Origin of the sequence: Pseudorhodoferax sp. Leaf274 (genome assembly GCF_001422445.1) — a bacterium.
Taxonomy (GTDB): Bacteria; Pseudomonadota; Gammaproteobacteria; order Burkholderiales; family Burkholderiaceae_C; genus Pseudorhodoferax.
The window spans coordinates 296,069-315,729 of record NZ_LMNA01000026.1; the positions used below are offsets into that span (position 1 = coordinate 296,069).

21 protein-coding genes and 1 tRNA gene are annotated in these 19,661 nt (G+C 70.0%); 13 read left to right on the forward strand and 9 right to left on the reverse strand.

Annotated elements, in window-relative coordinates; translation table 11 throughout:
* Positions 1-56 precede the first annotated feature (56 nt).
* From ASF44_RS22050 to ASF44_RS22060, 3 genes are read left to right on the forward strand one after another with little or no spacing between them, the layout of a single operon-like run.
* Positions 57-611, forward strand: a complete 555-nt coding sequence (locus ASF44_RS22050; RefSeq protein WP_056901392.1) for a YfiR family protein — start codon at positions 57-59, stop codon at positions 609-611.
* Positions 608-1,906: a diguanylate cyclase domain-containing protein gene (locus ASF44_RS22055; RefSeq protein WP_056901393.1), complete on the forward strand. Its 1,299-nt coding sequence runs from the start codon at positions 608-610 to the stop codon at positions 1,904-1,906. The genes ASF44_RS22050 and ASF44_RS22055 overlap by 4 nt, the downstream gene beginning before the upstream one ends.
* Positions 1,906-2,436 (forward strand): OmpA family protein, encoded by a 531-nt coding sequence (locus ASF44_RS22060; RefSeq protein WP_056901394.1) that lies wholly within the window; start codon positions 1,906-1,908, stop codon positions 2,434-2,436. The genes ASF44_RS22055 and ASF44_RS22060 overlap by 1 nt, the downstream gene beginning before the upstream one ends.
* A gap of 19 nt (positions 2,437-2,455) precedes the next feature.
* Here the strand turns inward: ASF44_RS22060 and ASF44_RS22065 are convergent, their stop codons facing one another.
* Positions 2,456-3,169, reverse strand: a complete 714-nt coding sequence (locus ASF44_RS22065; RefSeq protein WP_056901395.1) for a YggS family pyridoxal phosphate-dependent enzyme — start codon at positions 3,167-3,169, stop codon at positions 2,456-2,458.
* 40 nt (positions 3,170-3,209) lie between these two features.
* On the opposite strand from ASF44_RS22065, the gene ASF44_RS22070 reads away from it, so the two are divergent.
* From ASF44_RS22070 to ASF44_RS22080, 3 genes are read left to right on the forward strand one after another with little or no spacing between them, the layout of a single operon-like run.
* A complete protein-coding gene (locus ASF44_RS22070) occupies positions 3,210-4,253 on the forward strand; it encodes a type IV pilus twitching motility protein PilT (protein ID WP_056663793.1) in 1,044 nt (347 codons plus the stop codon).
* Between the two features lie 24 nt (positions 4,254-4,277).
* Positions 4,278-4,946 carry a cyclic nucleotide-binding domain-containing protein gene (locus ASF44_RS22075; protein WP_056901396.1) on the forward strand — a complete coding sequence of 223 codons (669 nt, stop codon included), beginning with the start codon at positions 4,278-4,280 and terminating at the stop codon, positions 4,944-4,946.
* Positions 4,924-6,060: a PilT/PilU family type 4a pilus ATPase gene (locus tag ASF44_RS22080; RefSeq protein ID WP_056901397.1), complete on the forward strand. Its 1,137-nt coding sequence runs from the start codon at positions 4,924-4,926 to the stop codon at positions 6,058-6,060. The genes ASF44_RS22075 and ASF44_RS22080 overlap by 23 nt, the downstream gene beginning before the upstream one ends.
* Here the strand turns inward: ASF44_RS22080 and ASF44_RS22085 are convergent.
* Positions 6,057-6,968, reverse strand: a complete 912-nt coding sequence (locus tag ASF44_RS22085; RefSeq protein WP_082524966.1) for a LysR family transcriptional regulator — start codon at positions 6,966-6,968, stop codon at positions 6,057-6,059. The two genes, ASF44_RS22080 and ASF44_RS22085, sit on opposite strands and share 4 nt — an antisense overlap.
* Before the next feature lie 89 nt (positions 6,969-7,057).
* Between ASF44_RS22085 and ASF44_RS22090 the strand changes: the two genes are divergently transcribed.
* Complete coding sequence (locus tag ASF44_RS22090) at positions 7,058-7,447, forward strand: tautomerase family protein (protein WP_056901399.1); 390 nt, start codon at positions 7,058-7,060, stop codon at positions 7,445-7,447.
* A gap of 33 nt (positions 7,448-7,480) precedes the next feature.
* Positions 7,481-8,383 carry an NAD(P)-dependent oxidoreductase gene (locus ASF44_RS22095; RefSeq protein ID WP_056901400.1) on the forward strand — a complete coding sequence of 301 codons (903 nt, stop codon included), beginning with the start codon at positions 7,481-7,483 and terminating at the stop codon, positions 8,381-8,383.
* 44 nt (positions 8,384-8,427) lie between these two features.
* Here the strand turns inward: ASF44_RS22095 and ASF44_RS22100 are convergent, their stop codons facing one another.
* From ASF44_RS22100 to ASF44_RS22110, 3 genes are all read right to left on the reverse strand, one after another.
* Entirely contained in the window at positions 8,428-9,057 is a 630-nt protein-coding gene (locus ASF44_RS22100) for a BON domain-containing protein (protein ID WP_056901401.1), read from the reverse strand.
* The gene (locus ASF44_RS22105; RefSeq protein WP_056663774.1) at positions 9,054-9,653 is read right to left on the reverse strand and encodes a phosphoheptose isomerase; all 600 of its coding nucleotides are present in this window, start codon (positions 9,651-9,653) and stop codon (positions 9,054-9,056) included. Before ASF44_RS22105 ends, ASF44_RS22100 begins: the two co-directional genes overlap by 4 nt.
* Before the next feature lie 66 nt (positions 9,654-9,719).
* Entirely contained in the window at positions 9,720-10,109 is a 390-nt protein-coding gene (locus tag ASF44_RS22110; RefSeq protein ID WP_056901402.1) for a YraN family protein, read from the reverse strand.
* Here ASF44_RS22110 and rsmI point away from each other — a divergent pair.
* Positions 10,109-11,032, forward strand: a complete 924-nt coding sequence (gene rsmI / locus ASF44_RS22115) for a 16S rRNA (cytidine(1402)-2'-O)-methyltransferase (RefSeq protein WP_056901403.1) — start codon at positions 10,109-10,111, stop codon at positions 11,030-11,032. The genes ASF44_RS22110 and rsmI overlap by 1 nt on opposite strands.
* Positions 11,033-11,038: 6 nt before the next feature.
* Here rsmI and ASF44_RS22120 read toward each other — a convergent pair.
* From ASF44_RS22120 to ASF44_RS22130, 3 genes are all read right to left on the reverse strand, one after another.
* Positions 11,039-11,114 (reverse strand) — tRNA-Arg (locus ASF44_RS22120).
* Between the two features lie 61 nt (positions 11,115-11,175).
* Positions 11,176-11,634 carry a hypothetical protein gene (locus ASF44_RS22125; RefSeq protein WP_156374630.1) on the reverse strand — a complete coding sequence of 153 codons (459 nt, stop codon included), beginning with the start codon at positions 11,632-11,634 and terminating at the stop codon, positions 11,176-11,178.
* Between the two features lie 83 nt (positions 11,635-11,717).
* The gene (locus tag ASF44_RS22130; protein ID WP_082524967.1) at positions 11,718-12,356 is read right to left on the reverse strand and encodes a TetR family transcriptional regulator; all 639 of its coding nucleotides are present in this window, start codon (positions 12,354-12,356) and stop codon (positions 11,718-11,720) included.
* Positions 12,357-12,577: 221 nt separating this feature from the next.
* Between ASF44_RS22130 and ASF44_RS22135 the strand changes: the two genes are divergently transcribed.
* From ASF44_RS22135 to ASF44_RS22150, 4 genes are all read left to right on the forward strand, one after another.
* The gene (locus ASF44_RS22135) at positions 12,578-13,837 is read left to right on the forward strand and encodes an efflux RND transporter periplasmic adaptor subunit (protein WP_056901405.1); all 1,260 of its coding nucleotides are present in this window, start codon (positions 12,578-12,580) and stop codon (positions 13,835-13,837) included.
* A gap of 18 nt (positions 13,838-13,855) precedes the next feature.
* Positions 13,856-17,026, forward strand: a complete 3,171-nt coding sequence (locus ASF44_RS22140) for an efflux RND transporter permease subunit (RefSeq protein ID WP_056901406.1) — start codon at positions 13,856-13,858, stop codon at positions 17,024-17,026.
* Positions 17,019-18,434: an efflux transporter outer membrane subunit gene (locus ASF44_RS22145; RefSeq protein ID WP_056901407.1), complete on the forward strand. Its 1,416-nt coding sequence runs from the start codon at positions 17,019-17,021 to the stop codon at positions 18,432-18,434. Before ASF44_RS22140 ends, ASF44_RS22145 begins: the two co-directional genes overlap by 8 nt.
* An 88-nt stretch (positions 18,435-18,522) precedes the next feature.
* Positions 18,523-19,095 (forward strand): cytochrome c5 family protein, encoded by a 573-nt coding sequence (locus ASF44_RS22150; protein WP_056901408.1) that lies wholly within the window; start codon positions 18,523-18,525, stop codon positions 19,093-19,095.
* 15 nt (positions 19,096-19,110) lie between these two features.
* Here ASF44_RS22150 and ASF44_RS22155 read toward each other — a convergent pair whose 3' ends face one another.
* A complete protein-coding gene (locus ASF44_RS22155) occupies positions 19,111-19,659 on the reverse strand; it encodes a DUF2946 family protein (protein ID WP_056901409.1) in 549 nt (182 codons plus the stop codon).
* Positions 19,660-19,661 lie beyond the last annotated feature (2 nt).

The following is a 19,661-nucleotide window of genomic DNA, read 5'->3' on the forward strand; positions in this document are numbered from 1 at the left end:
CTGTTAGCATCGCCCGCCGCTTTCGCCGGGGCGCGCAAAGCGCCCATCCACCCGCCATGTTGTCCGGCCCCTACGCCGCCTTGTCTTCGCGACGCCGCCGGCCGGCCGGCCTGGCCCTGTGCGTGCTGCTGGCGCTCGGCCTGGCCGCGCCGGCCACGGGGCAGCACGCCGGACTGGACCTGCGCGAGACCGTGACGCGTGTGCTGGCCTACACGCGCTGGCCGGTGGCCCCCGACCCCTTGCGCGTGTGCTTCGTGGGTACCAGCCCCCATGCCGAGCGCCTTCGGCAACAGGGCATCGCCTGGCCGGGCGGCCCCGTGCTGCTGCTGCGGCCCGATCCCGCGCGGCCCGTGTCTGCGCAATGCGACGCGCTGTACATCGGTGCGCTCGACACGCCCCAATGGCAGCAGCTTGCGCAGGAACTGGAGGGCCAGCCCGTGCTGACGCTGTGCGAGCGCTCCAGCCCATGCCTGGCCAACGGCATGGTGCGGCTGGATATCGACCCCGCCGGCGTGCCCGTGCGCTTCGAGATCAACCTCGATGCGCTGGCCCGCGGCAAGGTGCGCATCCACCCGCAGGTGCTGCGCCTGGGCCAGGAGCGCAAGCCATGAACGAACGACCGCGCGCACCGCAGGCCGGCGGCACCGAACCCGTGCGCCGCAGCCTGCTGCACACCCTGCGGAGCGCCCACGTGCGGGTGGCCAGCATCAGCATGGCCGCCGTCGGCCTGGCCTTGTTGCTGGCGGCCGTGCTGGCGCTGCGCACCTACGCCAACAACCACCTGGAACTGGTGGCGCGCTCCATCGCCTACTCGGTCGAGGCGGCCGTGGTGTTCAACGACCGGGTGGCCGTCATGGAGCAGCTGGCGGTCATCGCCCAGCGCGAATCGCTGCGCGAGGCCGAGCTGCGCGACCAGGCCGGCCACGTGCTGGCGCGCTACGTTCGCCCTGACGCGCAGAAGGCCGGCGAGCTGCTGGAGGCCGCCGGCGAGCCGCTGGGCCGCCTGCTGATGCCGGCCCCGACCGTCGCCCCCGTGCTGGACCGTGGCCGCACGATCGGCGAGGTGCGGCTGCGCGGCGACGGTGCGGTGTTCGCGCGCTTCCTGGCCACCGCCTCGGCCGGCATCGCGCTGTGCCTGGTGTTCGCCGGGCTGGGCCTGCGCCTGCTGTCGCGGCGCATCCAGCGCGACATCGTGGAGCCGGTGCAAGCCCTGATCGCCATGACCCACCAGGCCCGCGCGCAGCGCAGCACCATGCAGCGCGCGCCGGCCTCGGGGATCGCCGAGTTCCACGCGCTGGGCGAGGACTTCAATGCGCTGCTGGTCGAGATCGAGACGCAGCAGGCCCAGCTGGCGCAGGAGAACCGCTCGCTGACGCACCTGGCCAACCACGACAGCCTGACCGGCCTGCACAACCGCGCCTACTTCAGCCGCCGGCTGGGCCGGGTCCTGCAGGACGCGCAAGTGCAGGGCGGCAACATCGCCGTGCTGTACATGGACAACGACCACTTCAAGCAGATCAACGACCACCATGGCCACGCCATCGGCGACCTGCTGCTGGTCGAGGTGGCCGCGCGCATCCGCGCGCAGCTGCGCGAGGGCGACATCGTGGCGCGGCTGGGCGGCGACGAATTCGCGGTGCTGCTGGCCCCGGTACACCAGCCGCAGGACGCCCTGCGCATCGCCGACAAGATCAATGCCGCCGTGGCCGTGCCGCTGTCCGAGCGGCACGAGCGCATCGTGCCGTCGGTCAGCATCGGCATTGCCCTGTATCCCCAGCACGGACAGACCGCCGACCAGCTGTTGCGCGCGGCCGACCGTGCCATGTACGAAGCCAAGAAGAGGGGCCGCGGCACCAGTTGCCTGTTCGAAGGCGCCCACGTCGTGAGCGACGTCCCGGAGTTGTGATGGAACTGCATCGAATCGCCCCCCGCCGTGCCTGGCTGCTCGGCGCCGCATGGGGCAGCACCTGGCTGCTGGCGGCCTGCGCCGCACCGCCGCCGCCCGCTCCCGCGCCGGCCCCCGCGCCTGCATCGGCGCCCAGCCGGGACGCGCAGCTGCGGGCGCTGGGCTTTCACGCCACCGACGAGGGCTGGGAGCTGTCCATCACCGGCCGGCTGCTGTTCGGCAGCGACTCCGACGCGCTGGACGCCGAAACCCAGGCCACGGCCGAGCAGCTCGGGCGCCAGCTGGCCCTGCTGGACATCGCGCGCGTGCGCGTCGAGGGCCACACCGACAGCACCGGCGGACATGCCTACAACCAGGCGCTGTCGCTGCGGCGCGCGCAGGCCGTGCTGCGCGCCATGGTGGCGGCCGGGCTGCGCGGCGCGCAGATGCAGGCCATTGGCCTGGGCGAGGCCGCGCCCATGGGCGACAACCGCACGCCCGAACAACGGCAGCAAAACCGGCGCGTGGCCATCGTGCTGCCGGCGCACTGAACCGGCAGGCCGGAGGGGCTCAGCGCGCGCCGAAGATCGCGGTGCCCACGCGCACCAGCGTGCTGCCCGCGTCGATGGCGGCCTCCAGGTCGGCCGTCATGCCCATCGACAAGGTGTCGAAAGCGGGCCCGCCGATGCCGGCCGTGCGCACCTGCTCGAACAGGGCCCGCGCGCGCGCATGCACGGCACGCTGCGCGGCGAAGCCGGCCACGGGCTCGGGAATGGTCATCAGCCCGCGCAGCACCAGCCGCGGCAAGGCCGCCACCGCGCGCGCCAGCGCCAGCGCCTCCTCGGGCGCGACGCCGGACTTGCTGGCCCCGCCGTCGATGTTGACCTGGATGCAGACCTGCAGCGGCGCCAGTTCGGCCGGCCGCTGCTCGGCCAGCCGCTCGGCGATCTTGAGCCGGTCCACGCTGTGCACCCAGTCGAAGTGGGCGGCGACCACCCGGGTCTTGTTGCTCTGCAGCGGCCCGATCAGGTGCCACACCACCTGCGCCGGGCGGCCACCCTCGGCCTCCCAGGCGCGCAGCGCCTCGATCTTCTGGACGCCTTCCTGCACGTAGTTCTCGCCGAAGGCGACCTGGCCACCCGCCATGGCGTCCAGCACGTTGGCCAGCGGCATGGTCTTGGAGACGGCCAGCAGCTGCACGCTGTCCGCAGGCCGCCCGGCCTGCGCGCAGGCTGTGGCGATGCGGTCACGCACTTGCTGGAGATTGTTACGTATGCTCGTCATAATTCGTTAAGCAAGCGTACCAAATCCCGCAAGGACTCCCGTGGACATCACCCAGCTGCTGGCCTTTACGGTCAAGAACAAGGCTTCGGATCTGCACCTGTCTGCCGGCCTGCCGCCGATGATCCGCGTGCACGGCGACGTGCGCCGCATCAACGTGGATCCGCTGGACCACAAGACGGTGCATGGCATGGTGTACGACATCATGAGCGACAGCCAGCGCAAGCACTTCGAGGAGTTCCTGGAGATCGACTTCTCGTTCGAGATCGAGGGCCTGTCGCGCTTCCGGGTCAACGCCTTCAACCACAACCGCGGCGCCGGTGCGGTGCTGCGCACGATTCCTTCGAAGATCCTGACGCTGGAGCAGCTCAACGCGCCGCGCATCTTCGGCGAACTGGCACTCAAGCCGCGCGGCCTGGTGCTGGTGACGGGGCCCACCGGCTCGGGCAAGTCGACCACGCTGGCCGGCATGGTGAACCACCTCAACGAGAGCGAGTACGGCCACGTGCTGACGATCGAGGACCCGATCGAGTTCGTGCACGAGTCCAAGAAGTGCCTGGTCAACCAGCGCGAGGTGGGTCCGCACACGCTGTCGTTCGCGGCCGCACTGCGGTCGGCGCTGCGCGAGGACCCGGACGCGATCCTGGTGGGCGAATTGCGCGACCTGGAGACCATCCGCCTGGCCATGACCGCGGCGGAGACCGGCCACCTGGTGTTCGGCACGCTGCACACCTCCAGCGCGGCCAAGACGATCGACCGGATCATCGACGTGTTCCCGGCCGAGGAGAAGGAGATGGTGCGGGCCATGCTGTCCGAATCGCTGCAGGCGGTGATCTCGCAGACCCTGTGCAAGACCAAGGACGGCCAGGGCCGCGTGGCGGCGCACGAGATCATGCTGGGCACGCCCGCCATCCGCAACCTGATCCGCGAGGCCAAGGTGGCGCAGATGTACTCCACCATCCAGACCAGCCAGGCCGCCGGCATGCAGACGCTGGACCAGAACCTGACCGACCTGGTGCGGCGCAACGTGATCTCGCCGGCCGAGGCGCGCGGCAAGGCGAAGACGCCCGAGAACTTCCCCGGATGACGCCACAGCGCGGGAACGGCCGTCATGCGTAGCTGGTTCGGTTCCCTGCGCGGCGCATCGCTGGCAACCGGCCGCCCGCCCGCCGGCGCCGAGCCGGGGCTGTTCGCCGCGGCGGCGCATGGCCTGGGCAGCGAAGAGGCGGTGATGGTGCCCTGGGAAACGCGGGCCGCCGAGGTCGGGGCGCGCAGCATTCCCTCCGGCACGGCCGTGGCCACGCTGCAGTCCCTGTGGGCACGCGACCGCAACATGTCGCGGCTGGACGCGCAGGACGTCGCGCAGATGGAGCGCTTCTTCCGCTTCGTGCGGGTCGGCAGCGGCCGGATCGTCATCCACCAGCACGAGTTCGGCAACTTCATGGTGGTGCTGCTCCAGGGCAGCATCGCGGTGGACCGGCGCCAACCCTGGGGCGAACTGCTGCGGCTGGCCGAGAGCCGGCCGGGCGACATCCTGGGCGAGATGTCGCTGCTGGACAGCGGCCAGCGTTTCTCCGCCTGCACCACCTTGAGCGACTGCGAGATCGCCGCACTGCCCGCGGAAGGCATGGATGAGATGATGCGCAGCGACCCGCGGCTGGCGGCGGCGCTGATCGCCCTGCTGGCGCGCAAGCTATCGTTGCGACTGCGTGCCGTCAATGCACGCCTGAGCGACCGCCCGAACCAGGAACATCCGTATGGAACGCGACCAGGCCAGTAAGTTCATCAGCGACCTGCTGCGGCTGCTGGTCACCCGCGGCGGCAGCGACCTGTTCGTCACGGCCGAGTTCCCGCCCGGCATCAAGGTCGACGGCAAGATCGTCAAGGTCTCGGCCCAGCCGCTGCTGCCGGCCCACACGATGGCGCTGGCGCGCGCCATCATGAACGACAAGCAGGCGGCCGAGTTCGAGCGCACCAAGGAGTGCAACTTCTCGATCTCGCCCGGCGGCATCGGCCGCTTCCGCGTGAACGCGTTCCTGCAGCAGGGCAAGGTCGGCCTGGTGCTGCGCGTGATCCCGGCCACGGTGCCCACGCTGGACGGCCTCAGCGTGCCCACGGTGCTCAAGGACATCGCGATGACCAAGCGCGGCCTGTGCATCATGGTGGGCGCCACCGGCTCGGGCAAGTCGACCACGCTGGCGGCGATGGTGGACTGGCGCAACGAGCATTCGCACGGCCACATCATCACCATCGAGGACCCGGTCGAGTTCGTGCACCCGCACAAGAACTGCGTGGTGACGCAGCGCGAGGTGGGCATCGACACGGAGAGCTGGGAAGCGGCGCTCAAGAACTCGCTGCGCCAGGCGCCGGACGTGATCCTGATGGGCGAGATCCGCGACCGCAGCACCATGGACCAGGCCGTCGCCTTCGCCGAGACCGGCCACCTGTGCCTGGCCACGCTGCACGCCAACAGCTCCAACCAGGCGATGGACCGCATCGTCAACTTCTTTCCGGAGGAACGGCGCGCGCAGCTGCTGATGGACCTGTCGCTGAACCTCAAGGCCATCGTCTCGCAGCGCCTGGTGCCGCGCCAGGACGGCAAGGGCCGCATCGCCGCGGTGGAGGTGCTGCTGAACTCGCCGCTGATCGCCGACCTGATCTTCAAGGGCGAGGTGGCCGAGATCAAGGAGGTCATGAAGAAGAGCCGCAACCTGGGCATGCAGACCTTCGACCAGGCCTTGTTCGACGCCTTCGAGAGCTACCTGATCACGTACGAAGACGCGCTGCGCAACGCCGATTCGCTGAACGACCTGCGGCTGCAGATCAAGCTCAACAGCCAGCGTGCGCGCAGCAACGACCTGGCCGCGGGCACCGAGAACCTGACGATCCTCTAGCCCGGCGCGAACACGGCCTGCAGGTGCGCCAGCATGGCGCGGATGCGTGGCGCGCGGTGCCGCTCGGCCAGCACCACGGCCTGGATGCTGTGCTCGCCAGGGGCCACGCTGTGCGCCAGCACGGGCTGCAGCCGGCCCTGGCGCACCAGCGGCTCGGCCACCAGGTCGTTCAGGCTGGCGATGCCCGCGCCGGCCAGCGCCAGCCCCACGACCGCCGCACTGCAATCGGCCCGCAGCTGGCCCTGCACGGGCAGGCTGGCGGGCCCATCCGGTCCGTGGAAGGACCACAGGTTGTGGCCCGGCACCGCGGTGTTGCCGACCAGCGCATGCGCGGCCAGCTCGGCCACGCTGCGCGGCGCGCCATGCTGCGCGAGGTAGGCCGGTGCGGCGTAGAGCCGGCGGCCGTAGCGCGCGAGCGGCCGCACCACGTGGTGGCCGGCAGGTGCCACGCCGGCACGCACGGCGATGTCGATGCCTTCGTCGGCCATGCGGGCCAGGCGGTCGCCCAGGTGCAGCTCGACCTGCAGGCCCGGATGGGCGGCGCGCAGTGCCGGCAGGCTGGGCACCACGATGTACTCGGCCAGCAACCGGCTCAGCGCGAGCCGGAGCAGGCCCGTGACGGCCGTGCGGCGCGGCCCCAGGCTGGCCTGCAGCGCGCGGCGCTCGGCCAGCATGCGCTGCGCATGCTCGAGGAACAGCTCGCCCTCGTCGGTGAGCGCCAGGCCATGCGTGCTGCGGTGGGCCAGGCGCAGGCCGCAGGCGGCCTCGATGCGGCCCAGCGCGCGCGAGACGTTGCTGCTGGCCACGCCGCGCTCGCGCGCGACCTCGGAGAGCGAGCGCGTTGCCGCGATCCGGTCGAACAGTTCGAAGTCATCGAAGCCGAGCTGGTCCATGCTTGTGCGCGCCATGCACAAGCATTGTGAACGCGCAGGCGTTTCGGCGGCGGCGCGCGCCGCGCACAGTGGCGGGCCCGTCACGGGATCACAGGAGAACCCTCATGCCCTTCGTCCGCATCGACCTTCCCGACACCGTCTCGCCGCAGGACGCGCAAGCGCTCGGCGATGCCGTCCACCAGGCCCTGGTGGCGACCTTCGAGGTGCCGCCCGACGACCGCTTCCAGGTGCTCGCACGCCATGCGCCGGGCGCGCTGGTCTGCACGCCGTCCTACCTGGGTGTGGCGCACTCCGCGCGCGTGGCGCTGGTGCAGGTCACCTGCTCGTTCGGCCGCACGCCCGCGCACAAGCGCGCGCTGTATGCGCGCATCGTGCAGAACGCCGCGCAAGCCGGCTTCGCCGCGGCGGACGTGGTCATCCACCTGGTCGAGACCGCGCGCGAGAACTGGTCGTTCGGCGAGGGTGTGGCGCACTATGCGCCAGCGGCTTCCTAGAATCGCCGGTCCACTCTGGAGAAAAGAATCCGCATGGCTTCCACCAATCCGCGCAGCTACACCGAACTTCCTGCACGCAACGTGGCCTTCCTGGGCCTGGGCGTGATGGGCTTTCCCATGGCCGGCCACCTGGCCCTGGCCGGCCACCAAGTCACGGTCTACAACCGCTCCGCGGCCAAGGCCCAGGCCTGGGCCGGCGAGTTCCAGGGCAAGACCGCTGCCACGCCGCGCGAGGCCGCGGCCGGCGCCGACATCGTGTTCTGCTGCGTCGGCAACGACGACGACCTGCGCTCCGTGGTGCTGGGCCCGAACGGCGCCTTCGCCGGCATGGACAAGGACACGGTGTTCGTGGACCACACCACGGCTTCGGCCGACGTGGCGCGTGAACTGCACGGCAAGGCGCGCGAGGCCGGCCTGCACTTCGTCGACGCGCCGGTCTCCGGCGGCCAGGCCGGCGCGCAGAACGGCATGCTGACCGTGATGTGCGGCGGCGACGCCGAGCCCTTCGCCCGCATCGAGCCGGTGGCGCAGGCCTTCTCGCGCTCCATCGTGCTGCTGGGCGACAGCGGTTCGGGCCAGCTGGCCAAGATGGTCAACCAGATCTGCATCGCCGGCCTCGTGCAGGGGCTGTCCGAAGCCATCGCCTTCGGCCAGCGCGCCGGGCTGGACATGGGCCAGGTGCTGGCCGTGATCAGCAAGGGCGCGGCCCAGAGCTGGCAGATGGAGAACCGCGGCAAGACCATGGTCGAGGGAAAGTTCGACTTCGGCTTCGCGGTGGATTGGATGCGCAAAGACCTGGGCCTGGTGCTGGACGAGGCCAAGCGCAACGGCGCGCGGCTGCCCGTCACGGCGCTGGTGGACCAGTTCTACGCCGACGTGCAGCAGGCCGGCGGCAACCGCTACGACACCTCCAGCCTGATCACACGGTTGAAATGAAACAGGGCGCCACGCGGCGCCCTGCTTTGTCCGAGCCGGCCGGCTTACTTCGCCGGTGGCTGCTGGCCCAGGCGGGCCAGCTCTTCCTCGGTCAGCGTCTCGAACACGCGCACAACCTTGGCCACGTCCTTCACGCCGCGCGCGATCTCGGTCGCGCGGTTGGCTTCACGCTGGGTCACGCGGCCCATCAGGTAGACCACGTTGCGCTCGGTCACGACCTTGAAGGCATTGGCCTGCAGGTCCTTGGCATCGATCAGCGAGGCCTTGACCTTGCTCGTGATCAGAAGGTCGGTGGATCGCTGCGTGAGCGCCGCCGGAATGCCCACGGCCAGGTCGTTCACCACGGAGCCCACGTTCTCCACCTTGGCGATGATCTGCTCGGCACGCTGGATGTCCTCGGTGCGCGGCACCTCGCCGGTCAGCAGCACCTGGCGGTTGTAGCTGGTGACGCTGACGCGCGCGTTATCGCCCAGGGCTTCCTTCAGCCTGTTGCTGCCGCGCAGCTCGATGCCCTGGTCTTCCAGCTGGGCGCCCGAGGTGCGGCGGTCCATGGCCACCAGCACGCCGCTGGCGAAACCGCCACCGACCACCAGCGGCACACAGGCCGACAGACTGGCCACCAGCGTGGCCGCCGCCAGCGACATCAGCACGACGCGCTTGGAACTCACTTTCATAGACTTGTTTCCTGGTCACCTAGCAATTGGGAGTCCACGCCATCGCACAGGCAGTGCAGCGTCAGCAGATGCACCTCCTGGATGCGGGCGGTACGGTCGTGTGGCACGCAGACATGCACATCGGTCTCGCGCAGCGCGCCGGCCATCTTGCCGCCGCCGCGGCCCGTCAGCGCCACCACCGTCATCTCGCGCGCATGCGCGGCCTCGACGGCCGCCAGGATGCTGGGCGAATTGCCGCTGGTGGAGATGGCCAGCAAGACGTCGCCGGCCAGGCCGAGCGCGCGCACCTGGCGCGCGAAGACCTGCTCGTACGAATAGTCGTTGGCGATCGCCGTGAGGATGGAGCTGTCGGTGGTCAGCGCGATGGCGCCCAATTCAGGCCGCTCGCGCTCGAAGCGGCCGACGAACTCGGCCGCGAAATGCTGGGCATCGGCGGCCGAGCCGCCGTTGCCGCAGGCGAGCACCTTGCCGCCACTCGTCACACTGACAAGGATGGCCTGCACCGCCGCCGCGATCGGCTTGCTCAGTGCCTCGGCCGACTGGTACTTCAGGTCGGCGCTGTCGATGAAATGCTGTTGGATGCGTTGCTCGAGCATGGGGCGGTGATGATACCCCTGCGGTATTCCCTGCTGCCCCTGGGGTGGGGGCTGCCTGCGCGTGCTTCAGTCCGCGTCGAAGGCCGCCTGCAGCCACTGGGGCCCACCCGGCTCCAGCACCACCACGTCGAAGCGGCACGGCGGCGGCGTGGCCAGCCGCGCGAGGTAATGGCGCGCCGCGAACACGATGCGCCGGCGCTTGACGGCGCCGATGCTGGCCGCCGCACCGCCGTGCGAGAGGCTGGCACGGCGGCGCACCTCGACGAAGACCACGGTGCCGTCGGGCGCGCGCATGACGAGGTCGATCTCGCCGCCGCCACGGCCCGGCGTCCGATAATTGCGCGCCAGAAGGCGCAACCCGGCACGCTGCAGATGCGCCAGCGCCAAGGCCTCGGCCGCGTCGCCAGCCTGTTTCGTGGTCGGCCCGCTGGCCGCACCCTTCCAGAGGAATCCCATTGAGCGCTTCTTTCGCCTTGGCGCTGCGCGCCGCCCATGAGGCCGCAGCCGCCCAGCATTACCCGCAGGCCGCACTCTACGTCGTCGCCACGCCCATCGGCAACCTGGCCGACATCGGCCTGCGCGCGCTGCATGTGCTGCAGCTGGTCGATGCCGTCGCCTGCGAGGACACGCGGCACACGCAGAGCCTGCTGCGTGCCTACGGGCTGGACCGCCCCGGCGCGCAGCTGCTGGCGGCCCACCAGCACAACGAGGCCGAGGCGGCCCAGGCCGTGCTGGCGCGCCTGGCGCAGGGCCAGCGCGTGGCCTATGTCAGCGACGCCGGCACGCCCGCACTGAGCGACCCCGGCGCGCGGCTGGTGGCGGCGGCGCGCGCGGCGGGCTTTGCCGTGGTGCCGCTGCCCGGCGCAAGCAGCGTGACCACGGCCTTGTCGGTGGCCGGCATCGCCGAGGACGCGGCCTTCGTGTTCACGGGCTTCCTGCCAAGCAAGGCGGGCGAGCGCGACGCCGCCGTGCAGGCCCTGGCGGCCGAACCACGCGCCGTGGTGCTGCTGGAGGCGCCGCACCGCATCGAGGCGCTGGCGCGTGCGCTGGCGGCGCTCGGCGCGCGGCCCGTGACGGTGGGGCGCGAGCTGACCAAGCAGTTCGAGGAGATCGCCACGGTTGCTGCGCAGGAGATGCCGGCCTGGCTGGCCGCGCAGGCCACGCGCACGCGCGGCGAGTTCGCCTTGGTCGTCCATCCCGCGCCGGCCAGCGTGGAGCCCGTCGAGGACCTGCGTGTGCTGAAGCTGCTGCTGCCCGAGCTGCCGCTGAAATCCGCCGTGCGCCTGGCCGCCGAGATCACAGGCCAGCCACGCAACGCGCTGTACGCGCAGGCCCTGCGGCTCAAGCCGCAGCGGGACGAAGAGGCGGGGGACAACTGAAAGACTTGGTGCGGCTGGCGGGGATCGAACCCACGACCCTTGGCTTCGGAGGCCAATACTCTATCCACTGAGCTACAGCCGCGACCGGGCGCCATTGTAGCCACGCGTCAGTGGTGACTTTGGCCGTTGGCTATGTGCCCGGTTCACGGGCCCGGCGGATCCGCCGGCCAGTCACAGCTGGCCGAGCGCGCCGATGCGGGGCTGCCGTCGGCCTGGCGCAGCCGCGCGTACAGCTCCAGCCGCACCGGCCGGCCGGCATCGACGTGCACGCGGAACTCGATGTGGCGCGCGTCCGCCGCGCGGGGCAGGCGCTGGTAGCCCCACACGAAGCTCTGCTCGCCACGCGCCGTGGCGCCCTGGGCCTGCTGCGCCATGGCAGCGGGTTCGAACACGCCGCCTGCCGTCAGGCGCGAGCGCACCCGCACGCGCCAGCCAGCCCCCATGAGGCTGGTCTCGCGGTAGGCGAGGAAGGCATGCGCCTCGCTGCTGGCCAGGTCGTTCGCCTCCAGGTAGACGAGCGCGTCGTAGCGCGTCCAGCGGTCCGACAGGGGCGGGCGCAGGCGCGCCGGGTCCTGGGGCGGACCCAGGCCGGGGGTTTGCATGGCGGACAGGGGGAGCGGCAGCATCGCTGTCCATGGTGGGAAGGCCCTGTTTCAGTGCGGTTGCAGGCGCGCAGAGACTTGTTTCACTTGTTGCGCACACCCTGCTCCCGCAGGCCCAGGCCGACCAGGTGCAGCTCCAGCATCTGGTCGCCCAGCGTCGGCAGATCGAAGGCGGCGGTGTCGAGCAGCCAGTTGAAGATCAGCCCGTCGATGGTGGCATGCAGGCCCGCTGCCGCCACCGCGGCCGGCAGGCGCAGGCGACATCCGCGCTGGCGCGCCGCCAACCGCAGCGCGCGGCCGATGTCGCCCACGCACTGGTTGCGCACGCTGAGATGCCGCTCGCGCACGGCGTGCATCTCATCCACATACTCGACCTTGTGCACGGCGATCTCCACCACGCGGCGCAGTTGCGGGTCGTCGCGCATGAGCACCAGCGCGTTGCGCAGCGAATCCTTCAGGCTCACCAGCGGATCGGCACCGTTGCTTGCCGCCTGGTGCAGCGACTGCTCCAGCGGCAGCGTGACGCGCTCCATCATGGCGTTGAAGAGGTCCGCCTTGTCCTTGAAGTGCCAGTAGATCGCGCCACGCGTGGCGCCGGCCTCGGTGGCGATGTGCTGCAGCGAGGTCTGCGAGACACCGTTGCGGTGGAACAGCCGCTCGGCCGCATCAAGCAACCGGTGCCGCGTGGCCTGGGCTTCTTCCTTGGTACTGCGCGCCACCATTTCCTCCTCGGCAAGAGTCCGTTGTGCCCGGCGGGGGCAATATACATTCATCATTGTATGTAAGTAAGCTACACTCGCCGGCGTTTGGGAGCGTTGGAACCGGCGGCACTTGCCCAGCCGGCCACGCCTGATCCACCTCCCACCCATTTCCAATAAAGAGACCGGAGCCACCGCAGCGGCGGCGGTTGCGGCGTTGTGTTGTTGTCTGAGGAAGGAATCGCATGTCTGCGTTGCGTCTTGGTTCCCTGAATGCCGCGGCGGCGCCGCTGCGGCCCATCGTGTTGGCCATGGCCGTGTTGCTGGTTGCCTGCGGCCAGGGCGACAAGAAGGCCGAGGGCGCACCGGCCAAGGCCGGCGGCGGCATGCCCGCGCCGGAGGTTGGCGTCGTGGTGGCCACGCCGGGCGACATCGGCCTGGTGACCGAACTTCCTGGCCGACTGGAGGCCTCGCGCATGGCCGAGGTGCGCGCGCGCGCCGCCGGCATCCTGCAGCGCCGCCTGTTCAAGGAAGGCAGCGACGTGAAGGCCGGCCAGCCGCTGTTCGCGATCGATTCGGCGCCCTACCAGGCAACCTACCAAAGCTCGCAGGCCCAGGTGCTGCGCGCCCAGGCCGCCGTCACGCGCACCGCCGAGGTGGCCAAGCGCTACGAGCCGCTGGTGGCCGCCAACGCGATCAGCAAGCAGGACTACGCCGACGCCGTTGCCGCGCGCGTGCAGGCCGAGGCCGACCTGGCCGTGGCCAAGGCGGCCGTGCAGACCGCCAAGATCAGCCTGGACTATGCGGCCGTGACCGCGCCGATCTCCGGCCGCATCGGCCGTGCGCTCGTCACCGAAGGCGCACTGGTGGGCCAGGGCGAGGCCACGCCGCTCGCAGTGGTGCAACAGATCAACCCGATGTATGTGAACTTCACGCAGTCGGCCAGCGATGCGCTGCGCCTGCGCCGCGCCATGGAAGCCGGCACGCTCAAGCGCGCCGGCAACGGCGAGGCCGCCAGCGTGCGCATCGTGCTGGAAGACGGCAGCACCTACCCGCTGCCCGGCAAGCTGCTGTTCTCCGACCTGACCGTGGATTCGACGACGGGCCAGATCACGCTGCGCGCCGAAGTCCCCAACCCCAAGGGCGACCTGTTGCCGGGCCTGTACGTGCGCGTGCAGATCGAGCAGGCCCAGGCCAGCAACGCCATCGCGGTGCCGCAGCAGGCCGTCACGCGCGGCGAGAGCGGCAACACGCTGACGGTGGTCGGCGAGGGCGGCAAGCTGGAGAAGCGCCAGGTCAAGATCACGGCCGGCCAGAACAACCGCTGGATCGTCACCGAAGGCCTCAAGGCCGGCGAGCAGGTCATGGTCGACGGCTTCCAGAAGCTGCAGATGCTGCCGCCGGGCACGCCGGTCAAGGCCGTGCCATGGCAGCCGCCTGGCCAGGCCCCTGCTCCCGCGGCAACGGCATCGGCCGCCGCACCGACCGCGGCCCCCAAGCAATAAGAAGCAAGGCAAGCATCCATGGCCAAGTTCTTCATCGATCGCCCGATCTTTGCCTGGGTGATCGCGCTGTTCGTCATCGTGATGGGCGCGGTCTCGATCACCCAGCTGCCGATCTCGCAGTACCCGCCGGTGGCCCCACCGGCCATCGTCATCAACGTCACGTACCCGGGCGCCTCCGCGCAGACGCTGGAGGACAGCGTGCTGTCCGTCATTGAGCGCGAGATGAACGGTTCGCCCGGTCTCATCTACGTGGAATCGGTGGCCCAGGCCGACGGCACCGGCACCATCACGGTGACCTTCGAGCCCGGCACCAACGACGACCTGGCCCAGGTCGACGTGCAGAACCGCCTCTCGCGCGCCACGCCGCGCCTGCCCTCGGCCGTGACGCAGCAGGGCGTGCGCGTGGACAAGTCGCGCAACAACTTCCTGCTGTTCGCGATGCTGTCCTCGGACAACCCCGACTTCACCACGGTGGAATTGGGCGACTACGCCGCGCGCAACATCCAGCCTGAACTGCAGCGCGTCAAGGGCGTGGGCCAGGTGCAGCTGTTCGGCTCGGAGACCGCCATGCGGATCTGGCTGGACCCGGCCAAGATGCAGGGCGTGCGGATCTCCTCGGCCGAGGTGTCGGCCGCGATCCGCTCCCAGAACGCCCAGGTGGCCTCCGGCACCATCGGCGACCTGCCGAACGTGGCGGGCCAGGGCATCGCCGCCACCGTGGTCGTCAAGGGGCAGTTGTCCAACGTGGCGCAGTTCGAGAACATCGTGCTGCGCGCCAATGCCGACGGCTCCACCGTGCGGCTGAAGGACGTGGCACGCATCGAGATCGGCGGCCAGAGCTATGCCACCTCGGCGCGCCTGAACGGCACGCCTGCGGTCGGCCTGGGCGTGCAGCCCTCGCCGGGTGGCAATGCGCTGGAGTCGGCGCGCCTGGCGCGCCAGAAGATGGACGAGCTGTCCAAGTTCTTCCCGCCCGGCGTGAAGTTCGACATTCCCTACGACAGCTCCAGGTTCGTCAGCATCTCCATCGAGCAGGTCACCCACACGCTGTTCGAGGCCGTGGCGCTGGTGTTCCTGGTGATGTTCCTGTTCCTGCAGAACTGGCGCTACACGGTGATCCCCACGCTGGTGGTGCCGATCGCGCTGCTGGGCACCTTCGCCACCTTGCTGGCGTTGGGCTTCTCGATCAACGTGCTGACCATGTTCGGCATGGTGCTGGTGATCGGCATCGTGGTGGACGACGCCATCGTCGTGGTGGAGAACGTCGAGCGCATCATGAGCGAGGAAGGCCTGCCACCGCGCGAGGCCACCAAGAAGGCCATGCAGCAGATCTCGGGCGCCATCATCGGCGTGACGGTGGTGCTGATCTCGGTGTTCGTGCCGCTGGCCTTCTTTGCCGGCTCCACCGGCAACATCTACCGCCAGTTCTCGGCGGTGATGGTGGCGTCGATCGCGTTCTCGGCCTTCATGGCGCTGTCGCTGACGCCGGCCCTGTGCGCCACGCTGCTCAAGCCGGTCGAGGCCGGCCACCACCACGAGAAGCGCGGCTTCTTCGGCTGGTTCAACCGCGGTTTCTCGCGCACTGCCAAGGGCTATGAGAGCGTGGTCTCGCGCCTGCTCAAGCGCGCCGCGCGCTACCTCGTCATCTACGCCGCCATCATCGGTGCCGTGGTCGTGATGTACCAGCGCCTGCCCACCTCCTTCCTGCCGCAGGAAGACCAGGGCAACATCATCGTGAACGTGCAACTGCCGCCTGGCGCCACGCAGGAGCGCATGCTGGACGTGATGCAGCAGGTCGAAGGCTTCATCCTCAAGCAGCCTGAAGTCGAGAGCATGGTCGGCGTTCTGGGCTTCTCGTTCTCGGGCCAGGGCCAGAACTCCGGTCTCGCCTTCGTGACGCTGAAGGACTGGTCCGAACGGCACGACCCGGCGAACTCCGCCAGCGCACTGGCCGGCCGTGCCTTCGGCGCGCTGTCGGGCATCCGTGACGCCTTCATCTACCCGCTGAGCCCGCCGCCGATTCCCGAGCTGGGCAATGCCAGCGGTTTCTCGTTCCGGCTGCAGGACCGTTCGGGCCAGGGCCACCAGGCGCTGCTCAACGCACGCAACCAGCTGCTGGGCATGGCCTCGCAGAGCAAGGTGCTGGCGCAGGTGCGGCCTGACGGCCTGGAAGACGCATCGCAGCTGCAGATCGACATCGACCGCGACAAGGCCCAGGCCCTGGGCGTGGGCTTCGATGCGATCAACACCGCGCTGTCGACCGCGCTGGGTTCGAGCTACATCAACGACTTCCCGAACCGTGGCCGGTTGCAGCGCGTGATCGTGCAGGCCGATGCGCCGGCCCGCATGCAGCCGGAAGACCTGCTGCGCCTGAACGCGGCCAACGCCCAGGGCACGCCGGTGCCGCTGTCGGCCTTCGCGACCACGCGCTGGGTGACGGGTGCGATGCAGACGGTGCGCTACAACGGCTACCCGGCCATGCGCATCAGCGGCGACGCCGCGCCCGGCCAGAGCACCGGTGCGGCCATGGCCGAGATGGAAAAGCTGGCAGCCCAGCTGCCGCCCGGCTTCGGCTTCGAATGGACCGGCCAGTCGCGCGAAGAGAAGCTCGCCGGCTCGCAGGCCATCATCCTGTATGGCTTCGCGATCCTGGCGGTGTTCCTGTGCCTGGCGGCGCTGTACGAGAGCTGGTCGATCCCGCTGGCGGTGATCCTGGTGGTGCCGTTGGGCGTGGTCGGCGTGCTGCTGGCAACCTTGCTGCGGTCCTACTCGAACGACGTGTACTTCCAGGTCGGCCTGATCACCATCATCGGCCTGTCGGCGAAGAACGCGATCCTGATCATCGAATTCGCCAAGGACCTGCAGGCGCAGGGCAAGGGCGTGGTCGAGTCCGCGCTGGAGGCCGCGCACCTGCGGTTCCGTCCGATCATCATGACCTCGCTGGCCTTCGGCCTGGGCGTGGTGCCGTTGTTCATCGCATCCGGTGCCGGTTCGGCCAGCCAGCGCGCGATCGGCACGGGCGTGATCGGCGGCATGGTCACGGGAACCTTGCTGGCCGTGTTCTTCGTGCCGGTGTTCTTCGTGATCGTGCGCAGCATCTTCAAGGGCAGCAAGCGCCAGAACGAGATCTATGCCGCCCATGCGCGCGAAGCTGGCATGGGCGAAGCCAAGGGAGGCGCACATGACTAAGAAACCATCCGCACGCCTGTCGGCGCTGGCACTGGCCGCGTTGACGGCGCTCATGGCCGGCTGCTCGTTCATGCCCACCTACGAGCGGCCCGCCGCTCCGGTGGCCGCGCAATGGCCGGGCGAAGCCAGCGCCACGCCGGCGGCCCAGCCCGTGGCCGACATTCCGTGGCAGAGCTTCTTCAGCGACGCGCGGCTGCGCGCGTTGGTGGAGCAGGCCCTGGCCAACAACCGCGACCTGCGCGTGGCCGTGCTCAACATCGAGCAGGCACGCGCGCAATACCGCATCCAGCGCGCCGACCGCCTGCCCTCCATCGGCGTGGGCGCCAGCGGCTCGCGCACGCCACAGGGCAACGGCGAGAACCTCACGGCCTACCAGGTCGGCCTCACGCTGTCGTCGTGGGAACTGGACTTCTTCGGCCGCATCGCCAGCCTGAGCGAGGCCGCACTGGCCCAATACCTGGCCACCGAGGAGGGGCGCAAGTCCACCCAGATCACGCTCGTCGCCTCGGTCGCGAACGCCTACCTGAGCCTGCTGGCCGACGATGAATTGCTGGAGCTCACGCGCCAGACCCTGGCCACGCGCGAGGATTCGGCCAAGCTGTCCAAGCTCCGCTTCGACAGCGGCGTGGCCTCGGAACTGGACCTGCGCCAGGCCCAGTCGCTGCTGGAGGCCGCACGCGCCACGCTGGCCCAATTGCAGCGCCAGCGCGCCCAGGACCAGAACCAGTTGACGCTGCTGGTCGGCCAGCCCGACTGGGCCCAGCGCATCGCTGCGCTGCCCGCCACGAGCCGGCTGGAATCGGCCGTCATGATGAACGAGCTGCCCGCCGGCCTGCCGTCGGACGTGCTGACCGCCCGGCCCGACATCCGCCAGGCCGAGCAGCAGCTGCGCTCGGCCAACGCCAACATCGGCGCCGCGCGCGCCGCCTTCTTCCCGCGCATCACGCTGACGGCCGGTTTCGGCACGGTGAGCGGCCAGTTGTCCGGCCTGTTCGAGGGCGGCAGCTGGGGCTGGAGCGTGGCGCCGCAGCTGCTGCTGCCGATCTTCGACGGCGGGCGCAACCAGGCCGGGCTGGACTCGGCCAACGTCAGCCGCGACATCGCGGTGGCGCAGTATGAAAAGGCCATCCAGACCGCGTTCCGCGAAGTCGCCGACGCATTGGCCGGGCGTGCCACGCTGGGCGAGGAATTGCGTGCGCAGCAGGCCCAGGCCGAGGCGGAGTCCGCGCGCTTCAAGCTGTCCGACCTGCGCTACCGCAACGGCGTGGCCAGCTACCTGGATCTGCTGGACGCGCAGCGCTCGCTGTTCGTCACGCAGCAGGCCGTGGTGCAGACGCGGCTTGCGCAGCTGCAGAACCAGGTCACGCTGTACAGGACACTGGGCGGCGGCTGGACACAGCAGCCATGAAGGCGGGCACATGCGCGACGGGTCCGCACAGGACCCGGCCGTTATACTCGCCGGCTGACAAAAAGCCCCCGACGAGACTGAGGACAACATGAGCGAACATGCGGACGGCGGCGCCCATACGGGCCCCATCAAGAACCCCAGCCAACTGCTGGTGGCAACCTTGTTCTCCTTCGTCGTCCCGATCTTCGTGATCATCGGGCTGGTGTACTTCGTGGTGTCGGCGGTCAAGCCCTCCGGCAGCAACGACGCCAGCGCGATGGCGCTGGGCGGCATGACGGAGCAAAGCCTCGCCCAAGGCGTGGCGGCACGGCTGCAGAAGGTAGGCAGCGTGGAGATCCGCGACGCCAACCGCCCGCTGGCCAACGGCGAGACCGTGTTCAAGGCCCAGTGCGCGGCCTGCCATGGCACCGGCGTGGCCGGTGCGCCCAAGCTGGGCGACGCAGCCGCCTGGGGCCCACGCCTGGGCCAGGGTTTCCAGACGCTGGTCGAGCATGCGCTCAAGGGCAAGGGCGCCATGGCGCCACAGGGCGGCGGCGATTTCGCCGACCTGGAGATTGCACGCGCCGTGGCCTATCTGGGCAATGCGGGCGGCGGCAAGTTCGAAGAACCGGCACAACCCGCAGCCGCGGCTGAGGCCCCGGCGGAAGCCGCCTCCAAGTAAGCCAGGCCGGCGGCTTCAGCCCGCCGCGCTGTCCTGTGCGAGTTGCTGGGGGCTGAGGACGAAGCCGTGGCGGGCCGGCAGATCGGCCGCCAGCACGTCTTCCAGCATCCAGCCCGCCTGCTCCACCGCCGACGCCACCAGTTCCACGTCGAGCGAGTGCACCAGGCCCAGGCCCAGGTCGGTCAGCGCAAAGACCCGCCCCTGCTCGTCCAGCAGCAGCTTGTCCAGGCGGGCAACCGCCCCGGTGTGGGCCGACAGCGACAAGTCGGGCGCGATGCGCCAGACCCAGGGTGCGGCCTCGAGTTCCACGAAGACGCGCTGCGGCCCGTTCTGGAAGAACCAGCAGCCGCGCGCATCGCAGGCGTAGTTGCGGCCGATGAATGCCAGCAGCTTGTCGTGGCGCAGCAGGTCGCCCTTGGCCACGCCGCCTTGCGTGAAAGCGCCCGTGGCCTGCACCTGGGCGTCGCGCAGATACCAGCCGCCGCGCGCGTCCAGGCCCAACCAGCCATAGCAGGCCGGCACGTTGGGCCATTTCGCGATGGCCTGGCGCACGATGTCGTCCATGC

What these genes read in the sequence shown, in the direction of transcription:
- ASF44_RS22150 (WP_056901408.1), top strand. Translation starts at nt 18,523, where the DNA reads ATGAGCGAACATGCGGACGGCGGCGCCCATACGGGCCCCATCAAGAAC.
- ASF44_RS22060 (WP_056901394.1), top strand. Translation starts at nt 1,906, where the DNA reads ATGGAACTGCATCGAATCGCCCCCCGCCGTGCCTGGCTGCTCGGCGCC.
- ASF44_RS22080 (WP_056901397.1), top strand. Translation starts at nt 4,924, where the DNA reads ATGGAACGCGACCAGGCCAGTAAGTTCATCAGCGACCTGCTGCGGCTG.
- ASF44_RS22055 (WP_056901393.1), top strand. Translation starts at nt 608, where the DNA reads ATGAACGAACGACCGCGCGCACCGCAGGCCGGCGGCACCGAACCCGTG.
- ASF44_RS22130 (WP_082524967.1), bottom strand. Translation starts at nt 12,356, where the DNA reads ATGGTGGCGCGCAGTACCAAGGAAGAAGCCCAGGCCACGCGGCACCGG.
- ASF44_RS22125 (WP_156374630.1), bottom strand. Translation starts at nt 11,634, where the DNA reads ATGCAAACCCCCGGCCTGGGTCCGCCCCAGGACCCGGCGCGCCTGCGC.
- ASF44_RS22050 (WP_056901392.1), top strand. Translation starts at nt 57, where the DNA reads ATGTTGTCCGGCCCCTACGCCGCCTTGTCTTCGCGACGCCGCCGGCCG.
- ASF44_RS22135 (WP_056901405.1), top strand. Translation starts at nt 12,578, where the DNA reads ATGTCTGCGTTGCGTCTTGGTTCCCTGAATGCCGCGGCGGCGCCGCTG.
- ASF44_RS22105 (WP_056663774.1), bottom strand. Translation starts at nt 9,653, where the DNA reads ATGCTCGAGCAACGCATCCAACAGCATTTCATCGACAGCGCCGACCTG.
- ASF44_RS22085 (WP_082524966.1), bottom strand. Translation starts at nt 6,968, where the DNA reads ATGGCGCGCACAAGCATGGACCAGCTCGGCTTCGATGACTTCGAACTG.
- ASF44_RS22140 (WP_056901406.1), top strand. Translation starts at nt 13,856, where the DNA reads ATGGCCAAGTTCTTCATCGATCGCCCGATCTTTGCCTGGGTGATCGCG.
- ASF44_RS22110 (WP_056901402.1), bottom strand. Translation starts at nt 10,109, where the DNA reads ATGGGATTCCTCTGGAAGGGTGCGGCCAGCGGGCCGACCACGAAACAG.
- ASF44_RS22065 (WP_056901395.1), bottom strand. Translation starts at nt 3,169, where the DNA reads ATGACGAGCATACGTAACAATCTCCAGCAAGTGCGTGACCGCATCGCC.
- ASF44_RS22145 (WP_056901407.1), top strand. Translation starts at nt 17,019, where the DNA reads ATGACTAAGAAACCATCCGCACGCCTGTCGGCGCTGGCACTGGCCGCG.
- ASF44_RS22155 (WP_056901409.1), bottom strand. Translation starts at nt 19,659, where the DNA reads ATGGACGACATCGTGCGCCAGGCCATCGCGAAATGGCCCAACGTGCCG.
- ASF44_RS22090 (WP_056901399.1), top strand. Translation starts at nt 7,058, where the DNA reads ATGCCCTTCGTCCGCATCGACCTTCCCGACACCGTCTCGCCGCAGGAC.
- ASF44_RS22100 (WP_056901401.1), bottom strand. Translation starts at nt 9,057, where the DNA reads ATGAAAGTGAGTTCCAAGCGCGTCGTGCTGATGTCGCTGGCGGCGGCC.
- ASF44_RS22075 (WP_056901396.1), top strand. Translation starts at nt 4,278, where the DNA reads ATGCGTAGCTGGTTCGGTTCCCTGCGCGGCGCATCGCTGGCAACCGGC.
- ASF44_RS22095 (WP_056901400.1), top strand. Translation starts at nt 7,481, where the DNA reads ATGGCTTCCACCAATCCGCGCAGCTACACCGAACTTCCTGCACGCAAC.